Here is an 18910-nt window from a genome sequence, read left to right as displayed (position 1 = left end):
GTGACAGCGTGACCAGAGTACCCGACCCGACTGAGCGAGTTGAAGAACTGACCGCAACGGCCAACCGTGGCAAAGTATTGTCCGTGAATCCTTCATCCGATATCAGCGCCGAAACCTTTGCCGAACTCGACTCCCTGGTGGGGGAGTGGACCTACCTGCCGGACATCGCGGAAGCCTTGGACATCCAGATCACCAAGGTGCACCGCATGATGGATCAGGGTGAGTTCCTGGAAGTCCGCCGCCCCTCCGACGGTATTCGCGTGGTCCCTGCGGGGTTCATGGCCGAAGGTCAGCCGCTCAACGCTCTCAAGGGCACCATTGCCGTGCTGCGGGACGCCCGCTACACGGACGCCGAGGCCATCCGCTGGTTGTTCACCGCGGACGAGTCCCTGCCGGGTCGGCCGGTGGACGCACTGCGCGAAGGTCGCAAGACCGAAGTACGACGCCGCGCCCAAGCCCTGGGCTGGTAGCCCTACCGGCTGCGCCGCACCGCGGCATCCGCGAGTGCGCGCAGCCCGGCGCGGGCCACCTCGTTCGTCGGGAGTGTCGCGAGCTGATGGTCCGCGGTGGCGACGAGTTCGCCGATCAGGTCCTCGGCATGTCCCAGCGCCCCACTGATCTCCATGAGCGTGCGCGCGCGCTGGATCTCGTCCTCCGTGAGGTCACTGCGGCCCAGGGTGGAGTCCAACCATTCGATGTCTTCTGCTGACCCGCCTTTGGCACACAATGCGACGAGTGCGGTGCGCTTGCCTTCGCGGATGTCGTCGCCGGCGGGTTTGCCGGTCGTTTCAGGGTTGCCGAACACTCCCAGAACGTCATCCCGCAATTGGAACGCCTCACCCACCGGCAACGCGAACGCCGAACAATGAGCCAAGAAATCCTCATCCGTACCGGCCAGGGCGGCACCTATCCGCACGGGGTGTTCCACCGAGTACTTGGCCGATTTGTAACGCAACACCGCCATGGCGCGAGTCAGTTGTTCTTCGGGATCTTCGGGCGTGGGGGCGACCTCCGCGTGCACGTCCAGGTACTGACCCACCATGACCTCGGTGCGCATCGTGTCGAAGATCGCGCGGCCGGCACGTTCGTAGTCCCGGGGGAGCAATGTGGAGGCCTGGGCGAACAGCTGCTCGGCAAAGGACAGGCTCATGTCACCGGTCAGGACGGCCGCGCTGATCCCGAAGTGGGCGGCGTCGTCGCGCCAGCCTTTTTGCGTGTGTACCCGTTCGAAGTCCCGATGCACGCTGGGTTGCCCACGGCGGGTGTCCGAACGGTCCAAGATGTCGTCATGAATGAGGGCAGCGGACTGGAACAGTTCGAGCGACGCCGCCGCCCGCACAATGGCGGGCGCGAGTGTTTCGCCACCCGCGGCGCGCCAACCCCAATAACTCAACCTGGCTCGTAACCGCTTGCCGCCGGATGTGAGCCGCTCGATGGAATCCACCAACCGAGGGGCGTCCTGGGAAATCTGTGAGACGCGCTCGCGTTCCACCGAGAAGAATTCAGCCAATAGATCGTTGAGCGCCCGCGAGAACTGTGCGTCCTCGGCACCTGCTGCGGCTGCGGGGTCTGGCGTCTCGGTCATACGGCGGGCACCTCGTTGTCCTGGTGATGTGGTTGATGCTGCTCCCACCAGTGGCCAGGAGCACCGCTCCAGCCTAACGGGATGACAACCGCTCTGAACGTGTCGGTGCCCGTGCCTAGGCTGGGGACAACGGAAGAAGAATTGCTGGCCGCGCAGAGCGCTTTCACGGAATGAGGCCCCTGTGTGGCCGTTGAATGACCAGCACGAGTCACGGGGAGGGATGGTTTTCGGTGAACGACAGTCCGGTAACCCGGCCCACCCGCGGGCCCTCTCCTGAACAACTCGAGAAGTACCGCCGCTGCGCCATCCTGCACGTGGACATGGACATGTTCTACGTGGGTGTCGAATTGCTGCGGACACCCCAGCACCGAGGGAAACCGGTGATCGTGGCCGGATTGGGCCCGCGGTCCGTGGTGTTGTCGGCCTCGTACGAAGCGCGGAAGTTCGGTGTGAACTCCGCCATGCCGCTCGTACAAGCGCGCGCGGCGTGCCCGCACGCCGTGGTGCTGGAACCACACCGGGAGGACTACACCTATTATTCGGGTCTGGTCATGGGCATGTTCCGGGACATCACCGACCGCGTGGAGCAGCTCAGTGTGGACGAGGCCTTTTTGGATGTCTCGAGCGCCATTCGCCGGTTGGGGCCGCCCGCAGTGATTGCTCGGCGCATCCGTGCCGAGATCGAGAACGGCACCGGCCTGACCGCTTCGGTGGGGGTGGCTGAAACCAAGACCGTGGCCAAGATTGCCTCCGCCTACTGCAAGCCCAACGGGCTTCTCATCGTGGAGCCGCAGCACACCCTGGCTTTTCTGGCCCAATTGCCCGTCACCAAGCTGTGGGGAGTGGGTAAACGCACCGCGGCCATCCTTGAGGGTGCCGGGCTGAGCACGGTGGGAGACATCGCTCGGACACCCGTCACCAGGTTGCGATCGCTCGTGGGTGACGCCGCCGGCCACCACTTGCACCAGCTGGCCAACGGCCACGATCCACGTCCCGTCACCCCCGTGCGCGAGGAAAAGAGCCTGGGCGCAGAGCGGACCTTCGACAAGGACATCTCGGACACCGCCCAACTCAAGCGGGTTCTGCTGGGCCTGTCCCACGACACGGCCGCCCGATTGCGCCGACACGGATTGCGCGCTGAACGGGTGGGTCTCAAGCTGCGGTACTCGGACTTCTCGACCATTTCGCGCTCGCGGACTCTGAATCACCCGATCACGTCCGCCCATGACCTGTACACGGAGTCGGCAGCGCTCCTGGACCACCTCGGACCCAGAAAGCAATCGGTAAGGTTGCTGGGAGTTCGCGCTGAAAAACTGGCGGCCGCGGACCACGCTTTGCAGCTCAGTCTGGACGGCCGCGAGGAAGAATGGGGGGCCGCTGAGCAGGCCATGGACCGAGTTCACAGTCGTTTCGGTCCGGGAGTGGTCAGGCCCGCCAAGCTCCTTGATCCCACCGTGCCAAACCGGTCCGCAGGGGATATCCTTGATAACACGTGATGATCATTTGGGTTTCGCGGTCATCTTCATCTCTACACGCAGGAGGAATCGTGCCCCTTTCCGAGCACGAACAGCAACTTCTGGCGCAGCTTGAAAAGCAACTGCACCAAGAAGATCCGCGCTTCGCTTCCACCATGCAGCCGGAACCCACTCGTGGGCGTGGTTCCAAGCGCAACGTGGTGCTGGGCGTGGTGATTGCCGTGGTCGGTCTGGGTATTGTCCTCGCCGGTGTCGCCACCAACCTGATTCTCCTGGGTGTGCTGGGCTTCATCGTCATGGGGGTCGGCGTGTACGTCGCCATCATTCCGGCCAAGGGGGAGCGCGCAGGCTCCAGCTCTGCCGGGCCCAAGAAGAGCGGCAGCCCCAAGTCCTCCTCCGGCTTCTTGCAGAACCTCGAACAGAAGTGGGACCAGCGCAATCAGGGTGGCGGAAACTAGTCCCTCCACTTTTCCCCCACTTTCCTCCCCACAACTTCATTTCTGGCTCCTCGGTCGCTGACCGGGGAGTTTTTCTTTGCCTCAAACCTGTCAGGAGCGGGACAGGTTCCCTGGAAACATGGGGAAGTGGAGTAGCTGCGTTGACGGTGGAGGTAAGTGGAGTAAAGTGGAGCGCGGTAGAGGAACGAGGGTGCAGTAGGACCCCCAAATCAAGGTGGTGGAGATGTTTCTCGGAACATACTCGCCGCGCCTTGATGAAAAGGCCCGGCTGATCCTCCCGGCCAAGTTTCGGGCTGAACTGGCGGACGGACTCGTACTGACTCGTGGGCAAGAGCGTTGCCTGTATGTGTTCAGTGAAGAGGAATTCGCACGTGTGCACGAACAAATGCGAGCGGCACCGCTGTCGTCCAAGCAGGCTCGGGATTACATCCGCGTTTTTCTGTCCGGTGCCTCGGACGAGGTTCCGGACAAGCAAGGTCGCGTGACTATCCCCGCGTCACTCCGCAGTTACGCCGGTCTCGGTAAAGAGCTCGCCGTGATCGGTGCGGGAAGTCGCGCGGAGATCTGGGACGCACAGGCATGGCAGCAGTACCTGGAGGAGAAGGAGGCAGCGTTCTCGGACACCGAAGAAGAGGTGATCCCCGGACTGTTCTGATTTCACCGCAGCTCACGCGCACCGGATACGAGATCTCCAGCCGCCCACGTCACCGTCCTGACTCGACTTCCCCCGAGTCAGGCCGGATTCGAGAGGCGAGTGGCGGAGGGGGATCTGGTAGCCGGACCGCGGAGGACCTTTGACCGTCAACCACGCGGGTGACAGCAACCAGGGCTGAACCCGGAACAGATCAGGAGCCCGAATGCAGGACACACCAGCAGAGCAGCGCCACGTACCGGTGCTGCTCGAGCGCTGTCTGGACCTTCTTGCACCCGGTTTCGAAACTGACTCACCAGTGGTTCTGGATGCCACCCTGGGAATGGGTGGGCACAGTGAGGCCATGCTCAAACGCTTTCCGAATCTCACGGTCGTGGGGATTGATCGGGATCCGCAGGCACTTGAACTCGCGGGGCGCCGATTGGCACCCTTCGGCGATCGGTTCCGGAGCATTCACACCACATACGAGCACATCGCCGATGCCGCAGCTGTGGCCGGTGTGGACGCGGTGGACGGTGTCCTCTTCGATCTGGGTGTTTCCTCGTTGCAGTTGGACGAACGCGAGCGTGGTTTCGCGTATTCGTTCGACGCACCACTCGACATGCGCATGGACTCCCAAGCGGAGTTCACCGCAGAAACGGTCGTCAACGAGTACAGCGAGGATGAATTGCGCACCATTTTGCGCAATTGGGGAGAGGAACGCTTTGCCCCGCGCATTGCGCGAGCCATAGTCGCCGCGCGCGCCGTGAAACCCCTCAAGACCACGGGTGAACTCGTGGACGTGGTCAAGTCCGCCGTGCCCATGAGTGCGCAACATAAAAAGGGGCATCCTGCCAAGCAAACTTTTCAAGCGTTACGCATTGAAGTTAATGAAGAGCTTGATGTTTTAACCCGTGCAATTCCTGCCGCGTTGGAAACTATTAGGGTCGGCGGGCGTGTCGTCGCTATGAGTTACCACTCGCTTGAGGACAAAATTGTGAAGCAGGAATTTGCGCGTGAAGCGCGGTCCACGGCACCCAAGGGATTCCCTGTGGAATTGCCGGAACATCAACCCACGCTCAAGGTTCTAACTCGCGGAGCTGAGAGGCCCAGCGACGAGGAAACCGCAACCAACCCCCGAGCGGCCTCGGCTCGGTTGCGGGCTGTAGAGAAGATTCGCACCACCATGAAGTCAGGGAGTACACGATGAGCAGCGCGGCTATGTCACATCCGGCGCCGTCATCGACCCCTCAGGAAGAGCTCCGCTCCGAACAATCGCGCACGCCGCTGTCGGTCGTCCCGCAGCGTCAGGCCCGTCGCAGCCGAGTCTCCACCGTAGTGATGTGCGCCATTGCCCTCGCGGCCGCGCTGATGGGCATCCTGTTCCTCAACATCCAGATCTCCTCGGGTCAGTACCGGCTCACCGAACTCACCATTCAGGAACGAGCTCTCTCCCAGGAGAACGAGGCGCTCACGCAGGACATCGAAGCCAACGCCGCTCCCCAGAACCTCGCCGCACGCGCCAACGACCTGGGCATGGTCCAGGCCAAGGACGTGGGAACCGTGGAATTGAGCACCGGTGCCGTTGCGGCGGCGTCGGGCGTGGCAGAAAAGGGGAACGCCCAGGACATCCTGGTGCCCCCGGCCAAGATGAAGGGCTCCGAAGCAGCGGAGAACGCCCGCGTGGCTGCCGAGGAACGCGCGGAAAAGCGCGCCAAGGAAGAGGCCGAGAAGAAGGCAGCCGACCGCAAGGCGCAGCAGAAGGCCCAGGAGAAGGAGAACCTCAACGGCGGTTCCATCCCGGCGCCTGCACAGCGCGAGCCCGGCCAGTAAACTATGCACTTCCGGCAACGGTGCCGGAACCACAGCCGCACCTTCGGAGGTAGCCCGCTACGCTGACTGCTAGGAATTGAGGATTCATCGTGTCATCACCCGCAACCGGAAACGCGTCCTGGCGACCCCGCTGGACGCGAGCGCAGGTGGGTATCGCCCTCTTGCTGGCGTTGCTGTTGGTGGTCGCGGGAAAGCTCTTCTGGGTGCAGGGGCTGGATCCCACCGGTCGCGCGGAAGCCGCGGCGGAGAGCCGCACCCAAACAGAGGTGATTCCGGCTGTACGCGGTGACATCAAGGACACGAACGGTGAAGTCCTGGCCCGCACCCTGCAGCGTTACGACATCACGGTGGATCAGACTGCAGTGGCGGCCTATACCCGCGTGAAGGAAGACCAATCCACCGAAGTGGTGACTCCCACCCAGGCGGTGTACGAGATCGCCGATGCACTCAGCCTCCCGGACACCGAGGTCAAGAACGCCCTGGACGGCGACAAGACCTTCAACTACGTGGCCCGTGGTGTGACCCCGGAGCAGTACGGCAAGATTCAGGACCTCAATCTCCCGTACGTGTTCGGTCAACCGACCTTCCAACGCAGCTACCCCAACGGCGCGGTGGGCGGGTCCATCGTGGGATTCCTGGGCGGCGACAACGAGGCCCTTGGCGGTATCGAGCAGACCCAGGACGACAAGCTGCGCGGCGTGAACGGCGAGCGTCGTTACGAAATTTCCGGTGACGGGGTGCGCATTCCCGTTGCCCCGCAAGAGTTGCAGTCACCGCAGGACGGCGCTGATGTTCAACTCTCGATGGACAGCGACGTCCAGTACTTCGCGCAACAGGCAGTGTCCGAGCGCGCCGAGGAACTCAATGCTGAATGGGGCAGCGCCGTGGTGATGGACATCAAGTCCGGCAAGGTCCTGGCGATGGCGGACTCGTCCACGGTTGACCCCAACGTGCCCGGCGAGGCCGAAGGGGAGGACCTGGGCGTCCGCTCCGTGACACACGCGGTGGAGCCCGGTTCGACCCAGAAGATCCTGACCACCGCCGCCGTCATGGACCAGGGCATTGCCAATCCTGACACCGAGATCACGGTGCCTCCGCACCTGCAGATCGACTCGGAAAAGATCACGGACGCCTTTGATCACGGCACCCAGAACCGCACGGTGGCCGGGATCATCGCGGATTCCATGAACACGGGAACTGTGATCATGGGCTCCAAGATGGACAAGCAGACCCGCCACGATTACATGGCGGATTTCGGGGTTGGCCAGTCCACGGGCATCGAGCTCCCCGGTGAGACCTCCGGCATCCTGGCTCCCGCTGACGATTGGGATTTCCGCCAGCAATTCACCGTGCTGTTCGGCCAGGGCGTTTCACAGAGCCCGCTGCGCACGGCATCGATCTTCCAGGCGGTTGCCAACGACGGCGTGCTGATCGAACCTCGCCTCGTGGAGTCCACGGAGGAAGCCGACGGCTCGGTCACCACTCCCGAACAGCCGGAAGGCAAGCGAGTGGTCTCGCCCGAAGCAGCGCAGCAGACCATGGACGTCATGGAGACCGTGGTGACCGAGGGTGGCGCCAAGGAGGCAGCGGTTCCCGGTTACCGCGTGGGCGGCAAGACCGGTACCGCGGAGGCGCCCAGCGACCAGGGTGGCTACGACGGCTACACCACGTCGTTCGTGGGCGTGGCACCGATGGAAGATCCGCAGTACCTGGTGGCCGTGACACTCCAGCGCCCCGAGGGGGACGTCCACACTATTGGCGTCACGGAAACCTTCTCCACGATCATGGAACAGGTCCTGCACCACTACAACGTGCCTCCTTCTACGACGGATCCCGTGGAGATCCCCAAGGAAGTTCCGGACAATCTCGACCGCTCCGTGACTCCCACGAACGCGCTGGACCAAACGTGGCCTTCACCGGCTCGGGAAGAATCACAGGGATAAACTCGCAGCACCACCTTATTTACCGGTACGTACCGGCCCCGGTGAGCGGGGTTCGCTCGCTACAGCTTTTTGAAGAGGACTTCCATGGTTGCATCTGCCGAACAGGGACGCGACGCGCAGTCGGTGCGTCCGTCCCGACCCGTGGCTCACACCGTTGAGCAGTTAGCTCATCTCACGGGCGCGCAGATCGTCACCTCACAGGGTGCCTCGGACGTCCCCGTCACGGGCGTGGTCCTGAATTCTCGGGAGATCCAGCCGGGGGACCTGTACTCGGCACTTCCGGGTGCGCGCACGCACGGGGCACAATTCGCCGCCGACGCCGCCGCGTCCGGTGCCGTGGCCATTCTCACCGACGCGGCGGGCGCGGACCTTGTCGCGCAGGCAGCCGTGGACCTCCCCGTACTGGTGAGTGACGATCCGCGAGCGTGGACGGGTCGGATCGCCGCCGAGATCTACAACTCCCAGCCGGAGGACGGCAGCGCGCAGAAGTTGTTCGCGGTCACCGGAACCAACGGTAAAACCACCACCACGTACTTTCTGACCTCCATTCTGCGGGCCCTGGGGCACACGACCGGGCTGATCGGGACCATCGAGATCCTGGCCGGAGACACCCCCATCCCCTCCAAGCTCACCACGCCCGAGGCACCGCACGTCCACTCGTTGTTGTCGCTCATGCGCGAGCGGGGCATCGGTGCCACCGCCATGGAGGTTTCGTCCCACGCCCTGGAGTTCCACCGCGTGGACGGCGTCCGTTACAACGTGGCCGGATTCACCAACCTCACCCAGGACCATTTGGATCTCCACGGCTCCATGGAGGCCTACTTCGAGGTCAAGGCCCAGTTGTTCACCGCCGAGCGGGCGGAGCGCGCCGTCGTTCTGTTGACCGAAGGTGATCAATGGGGAGAAGCAATGGCCCGCCGAGCCCGCGAGAACCTGGGCTCGGACCACGTCACCTCCGTTGCGCTGCGCGGCAATATCGGGGACGACGCCCACGCGGGCCCCGAACGCTCCGGTGCCGACTGGACCCTGAACTCCCTGACCCGCCGAGGAATCGGTCACGCGTTCACCCTGCAGCACCGCGACGGCCGCCAGCTGTCGGTCTCCACGGCGCTGCCGGGCGACTTCAACGTGGCCAACGCGGCCCTGGCCGTCCTCATGGTGTTGGACTCCGGGGTGGACCTGGACACCCTGCAGAAGGCTCTGGACGAGCACGATCCGTTGACCACCGATGTGCCCGGGCGCATGCAGCTGATCGGCACCCGGCCCACATCGGTCGTGGATTTTGCCCACAACCCGGATGCCATGGTCCGAGCTCTGCAGTCCGTGGAACCCACCGAAGAAGGTGGCCGCACGATCATCGTGTTCGGTGCCACCGGACGCCGCGACACCACCAAGCGACCCATCATGGGGCGGATCGCCGCGGAGGGTGCGGACATCGTGATCGTGACCGATGACGACCCCCACGACGAAGATCCCGCACCCATTCGCGAACAGGTGGCCCAGGGCGCACGCGAGGCCCAAGAGCGCGGAGCACGTGCCGCTGAGGTGCACGTGATCGCCCCGCGCGAGGTAGCCATTCACACGGCGGTCCGCATGGCCCGACCGGAGGATTCCATCATTCTGGCAGGGCGCGGCCACGAAGTTTTCCAAGATCTCAACGGCGTGGCACATCCGCTGGATGACCGCGTGGAGCTCAGGGCGGCGCTGGATGCGCTGCACTCGGGCCGTAAGGAGCAGAAATGATTTCCCTGTCCGCCACTCAGGTGGCGCAAGCCACCGGAGGCCGCCTGGTCGGTGTCCAGAACGCTGAGTCCGTGGTGATCTCGTCCGTCACCACGGACTCCCGCGAGGTCACTCACGGGACGCTGTTCGTGGCTAAACCCGGTGAGGCCACGGACGGGCACAAGTTCGTACCCCAGGCGGCCCAGGCCGGTGCCGTGCTCAACCTGCTCGAGCGCGAGGTGACCAACGACGCGGGGGAGCCTTACCCCGGTGTGGTCGTGCCCGACGTCGTCGAGGCCATGGGCGCTCTCGCGAGCAACGTGATCGACCGGCTGCGAGAGAAGCACCCGGTGACCGTGGTCGCAGTGACGGGCTCGGTGGGGAAGACCACCACCAAGGACCTGCTGGCCGGAATCTTCGGATCCCAGGGTCCGACCGTGGCGCCGCGCAATTCCTACAACGGTGAGGTGGGCGTCCCGCTCACCGTGTTCACCGCGCACGAGGACACCCGGTACTTCGTGATTGAAATGGGCGCAAATCACCTGGGCAATATTGAATACCTGTGCAACATGGTGCACCCGGATGTCGGCGCCGTGCTGTGCGTGGGAACCGCGCACGCCGGTGAGTTCGGCGGCGTCGAGAACATTGCGCGCACCAAGGGCGAAATGGTCGAGGGTCTCGCCCCGAACGGCACCGCTGTGCTCAACGACGACGATCCCCGTGTACGGGAGATGCGCACCCGCACCCAGGCCAACATCGTGTCCTTCGGCCTCGGGTCTGAGCCGAACGCGCCCGAGCACGGCGACGACCGGGTCTGGGCTGAGGACGTGACGGTGGGCGCGGACGGGTGCCCGCGTTTCACCCTGCATCTGCCCGATGGTTCCGCGCATGAGATCGAGTCCAAACTCATCGGCGCGCATCACGTGTCAAACATTCTGGCGGCCGCGTCCGTCGCCTTCGCTGCAGGGATCGAGCCGCAGGCCATCGTGGCCGGTCTCAACGGCCAGGGTGCGCAGTCGCGCTGGCGCATGGAACGCACCGAGCGCCCGGACGGCGTGACCGTGATCAACGACGCTTACAACGCCAACCCGCAGTCCATGCGCGCTGCACTGCAGACCCTCGCGCAAATGGGGCGTGGCGACGGACAGACCGCACCGCGTCGAACCGTGGCCGTTCTGGGCGGGATGTACGAACTCGGAGACGAGTCCGTGGCGGCCCACGACGCACTGGGCCAGCTGCTGGTCCGCATGAACATTTCACACGTGGTGGCCGTGGGCGACCTGGCACGCCCCATTTTCACCGCGGCTACCCTTGAAGGTTCCTGGGGGGACGAAGCCCAGTGGGTGGCCACCGCGGAGGAAGCGGAGGATCATCTGAAGGGCGCATTGCAACCCGGTGACATCGTGCTTTTCAAATCCTCCAACGCCGCAGGACTCAACCATCTGGGGGATCGCGTGGCAGCCGAGGGGTCCGACCAAACGGCCTCCACCCATGAAACGACCAACGGCAAGGGGAACGAGCCCGCATGATTCAGTTGCTCATGGCTTCGGGGCTGGGCCTCGTCTTTTCGATCTTCGGCACCCCCGCGCTCATCAAGATGTTGGCCCGCCGCGGGTACGGTCAATACATCCGCGACGACGGGCCCACTAGCCACCAGACCAAACGCGGCACGCCCACCATGGGTGGTGTGACCATTCTGCTGTCCGTGGTGGCCGCTTATCTGGTGACCCATGTGGTCAGCATGTTGGCCTGGCCAGAAAACGGCGGCGTCACGCTGTCCGGAGTCCTTGCCCTCGGGCTCATGCTCGGCATGGGTCTGGTGGGGTTCCTGGACGATTACAAGAAGATCGCCAAGAAGCAGAACTTGGGTCTCACGGCCGCCGGGAAGATGATCCTGCAGGGAACCATCGGCGTGGCCTTTGCCGTGCTCGTGCTGTTCTTCCCGGACGAGGCGGGCAACACCCCCGCATCCACCGCCATCTCGTGGACCCGCGACACCAATGTCGATCTCGCCTTTGCCGGGCCGATCATCGGGGCCATCCTGTTCGTGATCTGGGTGAACCTCATCGCGACCGGTACCACCAACGCGGTGAACCTCACCGACGGCCTGGACGGACTGGCGACCGGCGCCTCCATCCTGGTGTTCAGCGGCTACATGCTCATTGCCCTGTGGCAGTCCGGCCACCTGTGCGAGAACGTGAACCAGGCGGCCTGCTACGAGGTGCGCGACCCCATGGACCTCGCCATCGTTGCCGCGGCCCTGGTGGGCGCGCTGATCGGTTTCCTGTGGTGGAACACCTCACCCGCCAAGATCTTCATGGGCGATACCGGTTCGCTGGGACTCGGTGGCGCGTTGGCCGCGTTCGCCGTGCTGTCCCGGACCGAACTGTTGCTCATCCTGATCGCCGGTCTGTTCGTGGTCATCACGTTGTCCGTGATCATGCAGGTGGGCTACTTCAAACTGTCCGGCGGAAAGCGCATCTTCAAGATGGCCCCGCTGCAGCACCACTTCGAACTCAAGGGCTGGCAGGAAGTCACCATCGTGGTTCGGTTCTGGATCATTGCCGGATTGTTCGTGGCCGCGGCACTGGGTGTGTTCTACGGTGACTGGTTGATTCACAACGGAGGGGCTTTCCCCGGAGCTGAGGCACTTCGATGATTCACGCGAGTAATGACAACCCAGTGCTCGATAACCCGCGGCTAGCCGGGCTGACCAGCTGGGACGCCGACTGGCGCGGCCTTCGAGTGGTCGTGGCCGGCATCGGCGTCTCGGGATTCGCGGCCGCGGACACCCTCATCGAACTCGGCGCGCGCGTCGTCGTACTGGACGGCAACGACACCGCACGCAACCGACAGCGCGCCGACACACTGCGCATCGTGGGGGCCCTGGACGTCAACCTCGGCCAGGACGCCATGACATTCGTTCCCGACGTCGCGGGGGACCGCCCCGACGTGATCGTCACCTCTCCGGGTTTCCCGCCCACCCATCCGTTGCTCGTCGCCGCTCGTGAAGAGGGCATCCAAATCTGGGGTGACGTGGAACTGGCCTGGCGGGTGCGGGAACGCGAAGGCCGCAAGACCGCCGAATGGGTGTGCATCACCGGCACCAACGGCAAGACCACCACGGTGGGAATGACCGCATCCATCCTCCAGGCCGCGGGCCTCAAGGCGATCGCGGTAGGAAACGTGGGAACGCCCATTCTGGATGCATTGCGCGATCCGGTCGAATACGACGTCCTGGCCGTGGAGCTCTCGAGTTTCCAGCTGCACTGGACCCACTCGATGGCGCCTTTGGCGTCCGTGGTGCTCAACCTGGCCCAGGATCATGTGGACTGGCACGAGGGATACGAGAACTACGTGGCGGACAAGTCCCGCGTCTACGAGAACACCCGGGTCGCGTGCGTGTTCAACGTGGAGCAAGAGGGCTCCGTCGGGCTCGTGGAGGAAGCGGATGTGCAGGAAGGTTGCCGCGCCATCGGCTTCACGACCGGCACCCCGGATCTGTCGATGGTGGGTGTGGTGGACGACCTGCTGGTGGACCGGGCATTCGTGGCGGATCGGAAGAACACCGCCGCCGAGCTGGGCACCGTTGCCGACACGGGAGCGCTGCCCACCCGGCACGTGGTCGCCAACGCTCTGGCCGCCGCAGCTCTGGCACGCGCGGCCGGTGTCGCTCCGGAGGCTGTCCGAGAGGGGCTGCTCGCCTTCCAGCCCGGTGACCACCGAATCCAGTTGGTGGCCGAGTCCGACGGCGTTCGCTGGGTCAACGATTCCAAGGCCACCAATCCGCACGCAGCCCAGGCAGCACTGTCCGCCTTCGACTCGGTCATCTGGATCGCCGGTGGGCTGTCCAAGGGCGTGAGCTACGACCAGCTCATCGAACGCAATGCCTCCCGTCTGCACACGGTGATCCTGATCGGCACCGACAACCAGTCGCTGCTGGACGCGTTGGAACGCCACGCGCCCGATGTGGCCGTCGTGGCGACGTCGGGCCCCGACGCGCTCGATCCTGCCGCCGATCCCACGGACGGCCACGCCGCCATGCACGCCGCCGTGCAACAGGCGCGGAAGCTCGCGAATCCGAAAGACACCGTGCTCATGGCACCGGCGGCCGCGTCGATGGACCAATTTCAGGACTACGCGGACCGCGGAGATGCCTTTGTGAACGGCGTACGCGAGGAACTGGGACTCTGATGGCGACATCCCCTGGCCGAGGCTCCAACACGACCCGCAACGGCGCGGTAGCCGATCACCCGAAGGGAACTTACTCAACGGTGACCCGCCCGGGCCCCGGCGTACGTGACGAGGATCTGGGTGTGGTGCGGGCCAGCGGCGGGGGAGGGCGTCCCCTGACCAGCAAACTGCGCCACCTGTGGCACCAGCTGGTGGACGGGCCCTTGTTCCACTCCTACTGGGCTCTCGCGGGCACCGTGATCATGCTGACCGCGATCGGCATGATGATGGTGTTGTCCGCCTCTGCGGTCGAGGCCATTGCCGAGGACAGTTCCGCCTATTTCCTCTTCCAACGCCAAGCCATGTTCGGCGTGGTCGGACTGATCGTGATGATTGGTTTGTCGTTCGTTCCCGCGTGGCTCTTCAGAAAGTTCGCGTGGGGGCTGTGGGGGCTGGGTGTCGGGCTGCTGCTCCTGGTTTTCACTCCGTTGGGTGAGGAGGTCAACGGCAACCGCAACTGGCTGAGCCTGGGCGGTCTGACCCTGCAGCCTTCCGAAGCCGCGAAATTAGCCCTGTGCGTGTGGTTGGCCGCGCAGTTCGCGAAACAGGGTGACGAGGTCAAGGACTGGAGGAAGGCCCTGTGGCCCTCGGCCATCGGCTTCCTGGTACCCACCGGCCTGGTTGCGGCCGGCGGTGACATGGGCACCGCCATCGTGTTCGTGCTGATCTATGCGGCGGGGCTCTTCTTTGCCGGTGCGCCGCTCAAAATTTTTGCCGGGGCAGCCGCCGTGGGCGTTGTGCTCGGCGTGGGCGCCATCATCACCGCCCCGCACCGCGTGGACCGCATCACGGGCTGGCTGTTCGGTGAATGCGGTGCCACCGATGCGTGCTGGCAGGCCGAGCAGGGACTGAACGCGCTGGCCACCGGTGGCTGGTGGGGCGTGGGCCTGGGCCAGTCGCGACTCAAGTACAACTACGTTCCCGAGGCTCACAACGACTACATCTTCTCGATCATCGGAGAAGAACTCGGCCTGCTCGGTACCGCGATCATCCTGTTGCTCTTCGCGATCATCGTGGTTGCCATGGCCCGCATCATCCTGCGCACCCGCAGCATTTTCGTCCGAATCACCACGGCGTGTGTTGCCACCTGGATCGTCGGTCAAGCCTTTGTGAATCTCGGCATGGTCACCGGGTTGCTCCCCGTGATCGGTATTCCGTTGCCTTTCATCAGCTACGGTGGTTCGGCCTTGCTGATCAGCTTGGCCGCGGTGGGCGTGGTCATGTCCTTCGCCCGCGTGCCACGGTCGGTCGAGGTGGGAGACAAGTCCGCGATCCTGGATCGGCAGGAGGCCCACGAGGTCTCCGGTGACGGGGACCCGCGGCGTCGGGGGCCACAATGGTTGCGACGTATGACTTCGCAGGGTGGAAAGGCACATGATGACCAGTGAACCGCTGGACAACGCCGAGGCCACGGTGAACGTGATGCTCGCCGGTGGTGGCACCGCGGGCCACGTGAGCCCTTTGCTCGCCATCGCGCACGCCATTCGGGACGCCGACCCTACGGCCTCCGTGTGCGCTGTGGGAACGGCGTCGGGTATGGAAACCCGGCTGGTTCCGGCCGCAGGCGTGCCCCTTGAACTCATTGAGCGGGTACCGCTGCCGCGCCGCCCCTCAGCAGATCTGCTGCGGCTACCGGCACGGCTTAACCGGGCGGTTCAGCAGGCCGGTCGGATTCTCGACTCCCAGCAAGCGGACGTGGTGGTGGGCGTCGGCGGCTACGTGTGCACGCCCGTGTACCTAGCCGCTGCGCGGCGTCGAATTCCCGTGATCATCCACGAGGCCAACGCGCGGCCCGGACTCGCCAATCGAGTGGGAGCCCGCTTCGCGTCCGTGGTGGCCACGGCCTTCGCCGACACCCCCCTCAAAGGGGCTGTTGCCGTGGGGATGCCCATGCGCCAGGAGATCGCCCAGCTCGACCGGGGCGCCCTGCGTGCCCGGGCGCGTGAAGACCTCGGACTGGATCCGGACCTGCCCACCGTGGTGGTGACCGGAGGTTCCTCCGGAGCTCAATCCATGAACCGCACCGTGGCCAAGATCGCGCATGAAGTGGCCGAACAGGGCTATCAACTCTTGCACGTGACCGGGCGCACCAAGGAGGTCCGCACCGACAAGGGTGAACTGCTGCGGGCACCGGGTTATGTGCAGACCGAATACGTGGACGGCATGGAGAAGGTGTACGCCGCGGCGGACCTGTTGGTCGCCCGAGCCGGAGCGGCCACGGTGTGTGAAGTTGCCGCCGTGGGGCTCCCGGCAGTGTTCGTCCCCTTGCCGATCGGTAACGGTGAACAGGCTCTCAACGCCCGGTCGCTGGTAGCGGCCGGGGGAGCGGAACTCGTCAAGGATTCCGATTTCACCCCGCAGTACTACCGGGACACGGTCGCCGCGCTCGTGACCGACGCGCCCCGTCTGGCGAGCATGGCTCAGGCCTCAGCGGCCCACGGCATCCGCGATGCCGCCCAGACGATGGCGCGGTTGGTCCTGGAGCACGCAGCACGCCGTTAAGGTTAGTCACCGACCACTCATCACTTCCCACTTCCCGTTCGGAGGAGACCACCGTGAACTCCCAGGTCCAGCTCGACCCCCACGCGCTGGGGCGCGTCCACTTCATCGGCATGGGCGGTGCGGGCATGTCCGCCGTGGCTCGCCTCCTGTTGGCACGCGGTGTGGACGTGAGCGGGTCGGACGCCAAGGACTCCAAGGGCCTACGTGAGCTCGAGGAACTGGGCGCCACCGTTTTCGTGGGCCAGCGGGCCCAGAACGTTGACGGTGCCGGGACAGTGGTGATCTCCACGGCGATCAAGCCCAGCAATCCCGAACTTGTCGCCGCACGGGAGCGCGGCCTGCGCGTTGTACACCGTTCAGAGGCTCTGGCCTCCGCCATGCACGGTCGCCGCGTGGTGGCTGTTGCGGGAACCCACGGCAAGACCACCACGAGCTCGATGACCACCGTGGCCTTCCGAACGGCGGACCTGGATCCGTCGTGGGCCATCGGAGCCTTCGTGGCGGACCTGGGAGCCAACGCGGGCTTCGCCGACGGCGCCTGGTTCGTCGCTGAGGCGGACGAGTCCGACGGTTCCTTCCTGGCCTACCTGCCCGAAATCGCCGTGATCACCAACGTCGAACCCGACCACCTGGATCACTACGGATCCCCGGACGAGTTCTTCGCGTCCTTCGATCGTTTCGTGGAGACCATTCGCCCCGGCGGCACGCTGGTCGCGTGCCTGGACGACGCAGGCTCGCGCGATTTGGCCGAGCGGCGTCGAGGGACCGGCGAAGCCGTCCTCACCTACGGAGTGGACCCTGCGGCGGACGTGGTCGTCTCGGGCATCGAGGCGCGCGGCGTGGGTTCGCACTGCACCCTGACCTTCTCCTTGGCAGGCGGTGAGCCCCGGTCACTCGAGTTGGACCTGTTGGTGCCCGGTGCGCACAACATCGCCGACGCCGCCGCGGCGTTCACCGCTGGCCTCGCAGCCGGTGCGGAGCCCGAAGCCCTGGTCGATGGGTTGGGTCAGTTCCACGGTTCGGCGCGACGCTTCGACCTGAAGGGCACGGCCCGTGGGGTGCGGGTCTTCGATGATTACGCGCATCACCCTACCGAGGTCCAGGCTGCGCTCAAGGCAGCTCGCGAGGTCGCGGGCGAGCACAAGGTGCACGCCATCTTCCAGCCCCACTTGTACTCGCGGACCCGTGAGTTCGCCGCCGAATTCGCCGCCGCGCTCGAGCTGGCGGATCACGCGTACGTCCTGGACGTCTACGGCGCTCGTGAAGAGCCGCTACCGGGCATCACGGGTCGCAGCATTTCGGATCTGGCACCGTCCGGTCGAGTGGTGTCGACACCCGAGGCGGAAGAGGCGATCGGAGCAGTCCTGCAATCCGCGGCCGAGGGCGACCTGATCCTGACCGTTGGTGCCGGTGACGTCACCGCACTCGGTCCCAAGATTGTGGACGGGTTGGCGCTCAACTGATGGTCAGGCCCACACCACCACATCAACCGCGCCTGGGCCGCGACCGCGACGCCGAGGACCCTCAGCTGACCGGACAGAGCGAGGACAGCCCGTTCGACGGCGCCGCCCACGACGAGTTCGACGACGCGGGTGAGAACGAGCCCGTGCGGGTCAGCGTCAACGACGAGTCCAAGGTCTCGCGCGTGGACACCGGCCAGTTGGAGGAGACACCGCTACCGGGTGGTCGGTTCTCGACCTGGCGACAGCGCCGCAAGTCCGCCAAAGCGGAAGCGGCCGCCGACGACACCGATGCGGATTCCACTGATCCGGACACCGTGGTCGCGTTTCCCCGTAGTTCCCATCGCCGACGCCGCCGCAAGCGCTGGCTCGCACTGCTCGCCGCATTGCTGGTGGCGGCCTTATTCGTGGGCATCGTGTTCTTCTCACCGCTGTTCGCGACCCGTTCCATCGATGTCGAGGGAGCCCGCCTGACGGATCCCCAGAACGTCGAGGAAGCTCTGCAGCGATTCGAAGGCGTTCCGCTGACCCGGATTTCGAAGGAAGACGTACGGTCCGCCGTGGGTGACGTGCCCCAGGTGAAATCCGTGGACGTGGTACTGGAACCGCCGCACACCATCACCGTGCAGTTGCACGAGCGCGTGGGAGTGGCCGCGGTGAAGGACGGGCAGGACCTCATCCTCGTGGATTCTCAAGGGCAGCAGTTGGCAACCTACGGCGAGGGCGATCGTCCCGACGTCCCCATGATCGAGGGCGGTCGGGACGTGCTGAGCACCAATAAGTTTGCGGCGATCTCCAATGTGTTGGCGTCCTTGCCCTCGAACGTACTGACCCAACTCGAGACCGCCTCCGCGCCCTCCGAATCGTCGGTCGAGCTCACCTTCGCAGACGGCCGGAAGGCGATCTGGGGTGATTCCTCCGACAGCGAGTTGAAGGCCCAGGTGCTCGCGGCTCTTGTGGGCGACCAGGCCACGGCGGACGGCACCGTGTACGACGTTTCCGCGCCGCTTCATCCCACGATCGAATAATCCCCATTCACCCGCATATCTCAGCTTCAAGCTCACCTTG

Annotated in this window: 16 protein-coding genes; 15 read left to right on the top strand and 1 reads right to left on the bottom strand. The window is 64.9% G+C overall.

The genetic code is table 11. The features are described from left to right. Nucleotides 1-77: 77 nt before the first annotated feature. A complete protein-coding gene (locus tag RF638_RS11405; RefSeq protein WP_095798384.1) occupies nucleotides 78-470 on the top strand; it encodes an Rv2175c family DNA-binding protein in 393 nt (130 codons plus the stop codon). Between the two features lie 2 nt (nucleotides 471-472). Here the strand turns inward: RF638_RS11405 and RF638_RS11400 are convergent, their stop codons facing one another. Continuing rightward, nucleotides 473-1585: a polyprenyl synthetase family protein gene (locus RF638_RS11400; RefSeq protein ID WP_368842060.1), complete on the bottom strand. Its 1113-nt coding sequence runs from the start codon at nucleotides 1583-1585 to the stop codon at nucleotides 473-475. Nucleotides 1586-1815: 230 nt separating this feature from the next. On the opposite strand from RF638_RS11400, the gene dinB reads away from it, so the two are divergent. The 14 genes from dinB (at nucleotide 1816) to RF638_RS11330 (ending at nucleotide 18870) form a co-directional block, all read left to right on the top strand. Beyond that, a complete protein-coding gene (gene dinB / locus RF638_RS11395; protein WP_259913542.1) occupies nucleotides 1816-3081 on the top strand; it encodes a DNA polymerase IV in 1266 nt (421 codons plus the stop codon). Nucleotides 3082-3131: 50 nt separating this feature from the next. Next, nucleotides 3132-3518: a DUF3040 domain-containing protein gene (locus RF638_RS11390; protein WP_095798387.1), complete on the top strand. Its 387-nt coding sequence runs from the start codon at nucleotides 3132-3134 to the stop codon at nucleotides 3516-3518. A gap of 223 nt (nucleotides 3519-3741) precedes the next feature. Beyond that, the gene (gene mraZ, locus RF638_RS11385) at nucleotides 3742-4173 is read left to right on the top strand and encodes a division/cell wall cluster transcriptional repressor MraZ (RefSeq protein WP_129701066.1); all 432 of its coding nucleotides are present in this window, start codon (nucleotides 3742-3744) and stop codon (nucleotides 4171-4173) included. A gap of 202 nt (nucleotides 4174-4375) precedes the next feature. After that, nucleotides 4376-5359, top strand: a complete 984-nt coding sequence (gene rsmH, locus RF638_RS11380) for a 16S rRNA (cytosine(1402)-N(4))-methyltransferase RsmH (protein WP_368842059.1) — start codon at nucleotides 4376-4378, stop codon at nucleotides 5357-5359. After that, a complete protein-coding gene (locus RF638_RS11375; RefSeq protein ID WP_315278579.1) occupies nucleotides 5356-5982 on the top strand; it encodes a hypothetical protein in 627 nt (208 codons plus the stop codon). The genes rsmH and RF638_RS11375 overlap by 4 nt, the downstream gene beginning before the upstream one ends. Nucleotides 5983-6071: 89 nt before the next feature. Then, the gene (locus tag RF638_RS11370; RefSeq protein ID WP_368842058.1) at nucleotides 6072-7925 is read left to right on the top strand and encodes a peptidoglycan D,D-transpeptidase FtsI family protein; all 1854 of its coding nucleotides are present in this window, start codon (nucleotides 6072-6074) and stop codon (nucleotides 7923-7925) included. Nucleotides 7926-8009: 84 nt separating this feature from the next. Next, nucleotides 8010-9668, top strand: a complete 1659-nt coding sequence (locus RF638_RS11365) for a UDP-N-acetylmuramoyl-L-alanyl-D-glutamate--2,6-diaminopimelate ligase (RefSeq protein WP_368842057.1) — start codon at nucleotides 8010-8012, stop codon at nucleotides 9666-9668. Then, nucleotides 9665-11176: a UDP-N-acetylmuramoyl-tripeptide--D-alanyl-D-alanine ligase gene (gene murF / locus RF638_RS11360; RefSeq protein ID WP_095798392.1), complete on the top strand. Its 1512-nt coding sequence runs from the start codon at nucleotides 9665-9667 to the stop codon at nucleotides 11174-11176. Before RF638_RS11365 ends, murF begins: the two co-directional genes overlap by 4 nt. Continuing rightward, entirely contained in the window at nucleotides 11173-12306 is a 1134-nt protein-coding gene (gene mraY / locus RF638_RS11355) for a phospho-N-acetylmuramoyl-pentapeptide-transferase (protein WP_368842056.1), read from the top strand. The genes murF and mraY overlap by 4 nt, the downstream gene beginning before the upstream one ends. Next, a complete protein-coding gene (gene murD / locus RF638_RS11350; protein ID WP_368842055.1) occupies nucleotides 12303-13841 on the top strand; it encodes a UDP-N-acetylmuramoyl-L-alanine--D-glutamate ligase in 1539 nt (512 codons plus the stop codon). Before mraY ends, murD begins: the two co-directional genes overlap by 4 nt. After that, nucleotides 13841-15268 carry a putative lipid II flippase FtsW gene (gene ftsW / locus RF638_RS11345; protein WP_129701060.1) on the top strand — a complete coding sequence of 476 codons (1428 nt, stop codon included), beginning with the start codon at nucleotides 13841-13843 and terminating at the stop codon, nucleotides 15266-15268. The genes murD and ftsW overlap by 1 nt, the downstream gene beginning before the upstream one ends. Next, nucleotides 15258-16382 carry an undecaprenyldiphospho-muramoylpentapeptide beta-N-acetylglucosaminyltransferase gene (gene murG / locus RF638_RS11340; RefSeq protein ID WP_368842080.1) on the top strand — a complete coding sequence of 375 codons (1125 nt, stop codon included), beginning with the start codon at nucleotides 15258-15260 and terminating at the stop codon, nucleotides 16380-16382. Before ftsW ends, murG begins: the two co-directional genes overlap by 11 nt. Nucleotides 16383-16435: 53 nt before the next feature. Further along, nucleotides 16436-17845, top strand: a complete 1410-nt coding sequence (murC, locus tag RF638_RS11335) for a UDP-N-acetylmuramate--L-alanine ligase (protein WP_129701058.1) — start codon at nucleotides 16436-16438, stop codon at nucleotides 17843-17845. Beyond that, nucleotides 17845-18870 carry a cell division protein FtsQ/DivIB gene (locus tag RF638_RS11330; RefSeq protein WP_368842053.1) on the top strand — a complete coding sequence of 342 codons (1026 nt, stop codon included), beginning with the start codon at nucleotides 17845-17847 and terminating at the stop codon, nucleotides 18868-18870. Before murC ends, RF638_RS11330 begins: the two co-directional genes overlap by 1 nt. Nucleotides 18871-18910: the final 40 nt, after the last annotated feature.

Source organism: Kocuria sp. CPCC 205235, from assembly GCF_040980905.1.
Lineage (GTDB): Bacteria > Actinomycetota > Actinomycetes > Actinomycetales > Micrococcaceae > Kocuria > Kocuria carniphila.
Note: the sequence above shows the minus strand (reverse complement) of the source record. Positions and strands in the feature narration are given on the sequence as shown.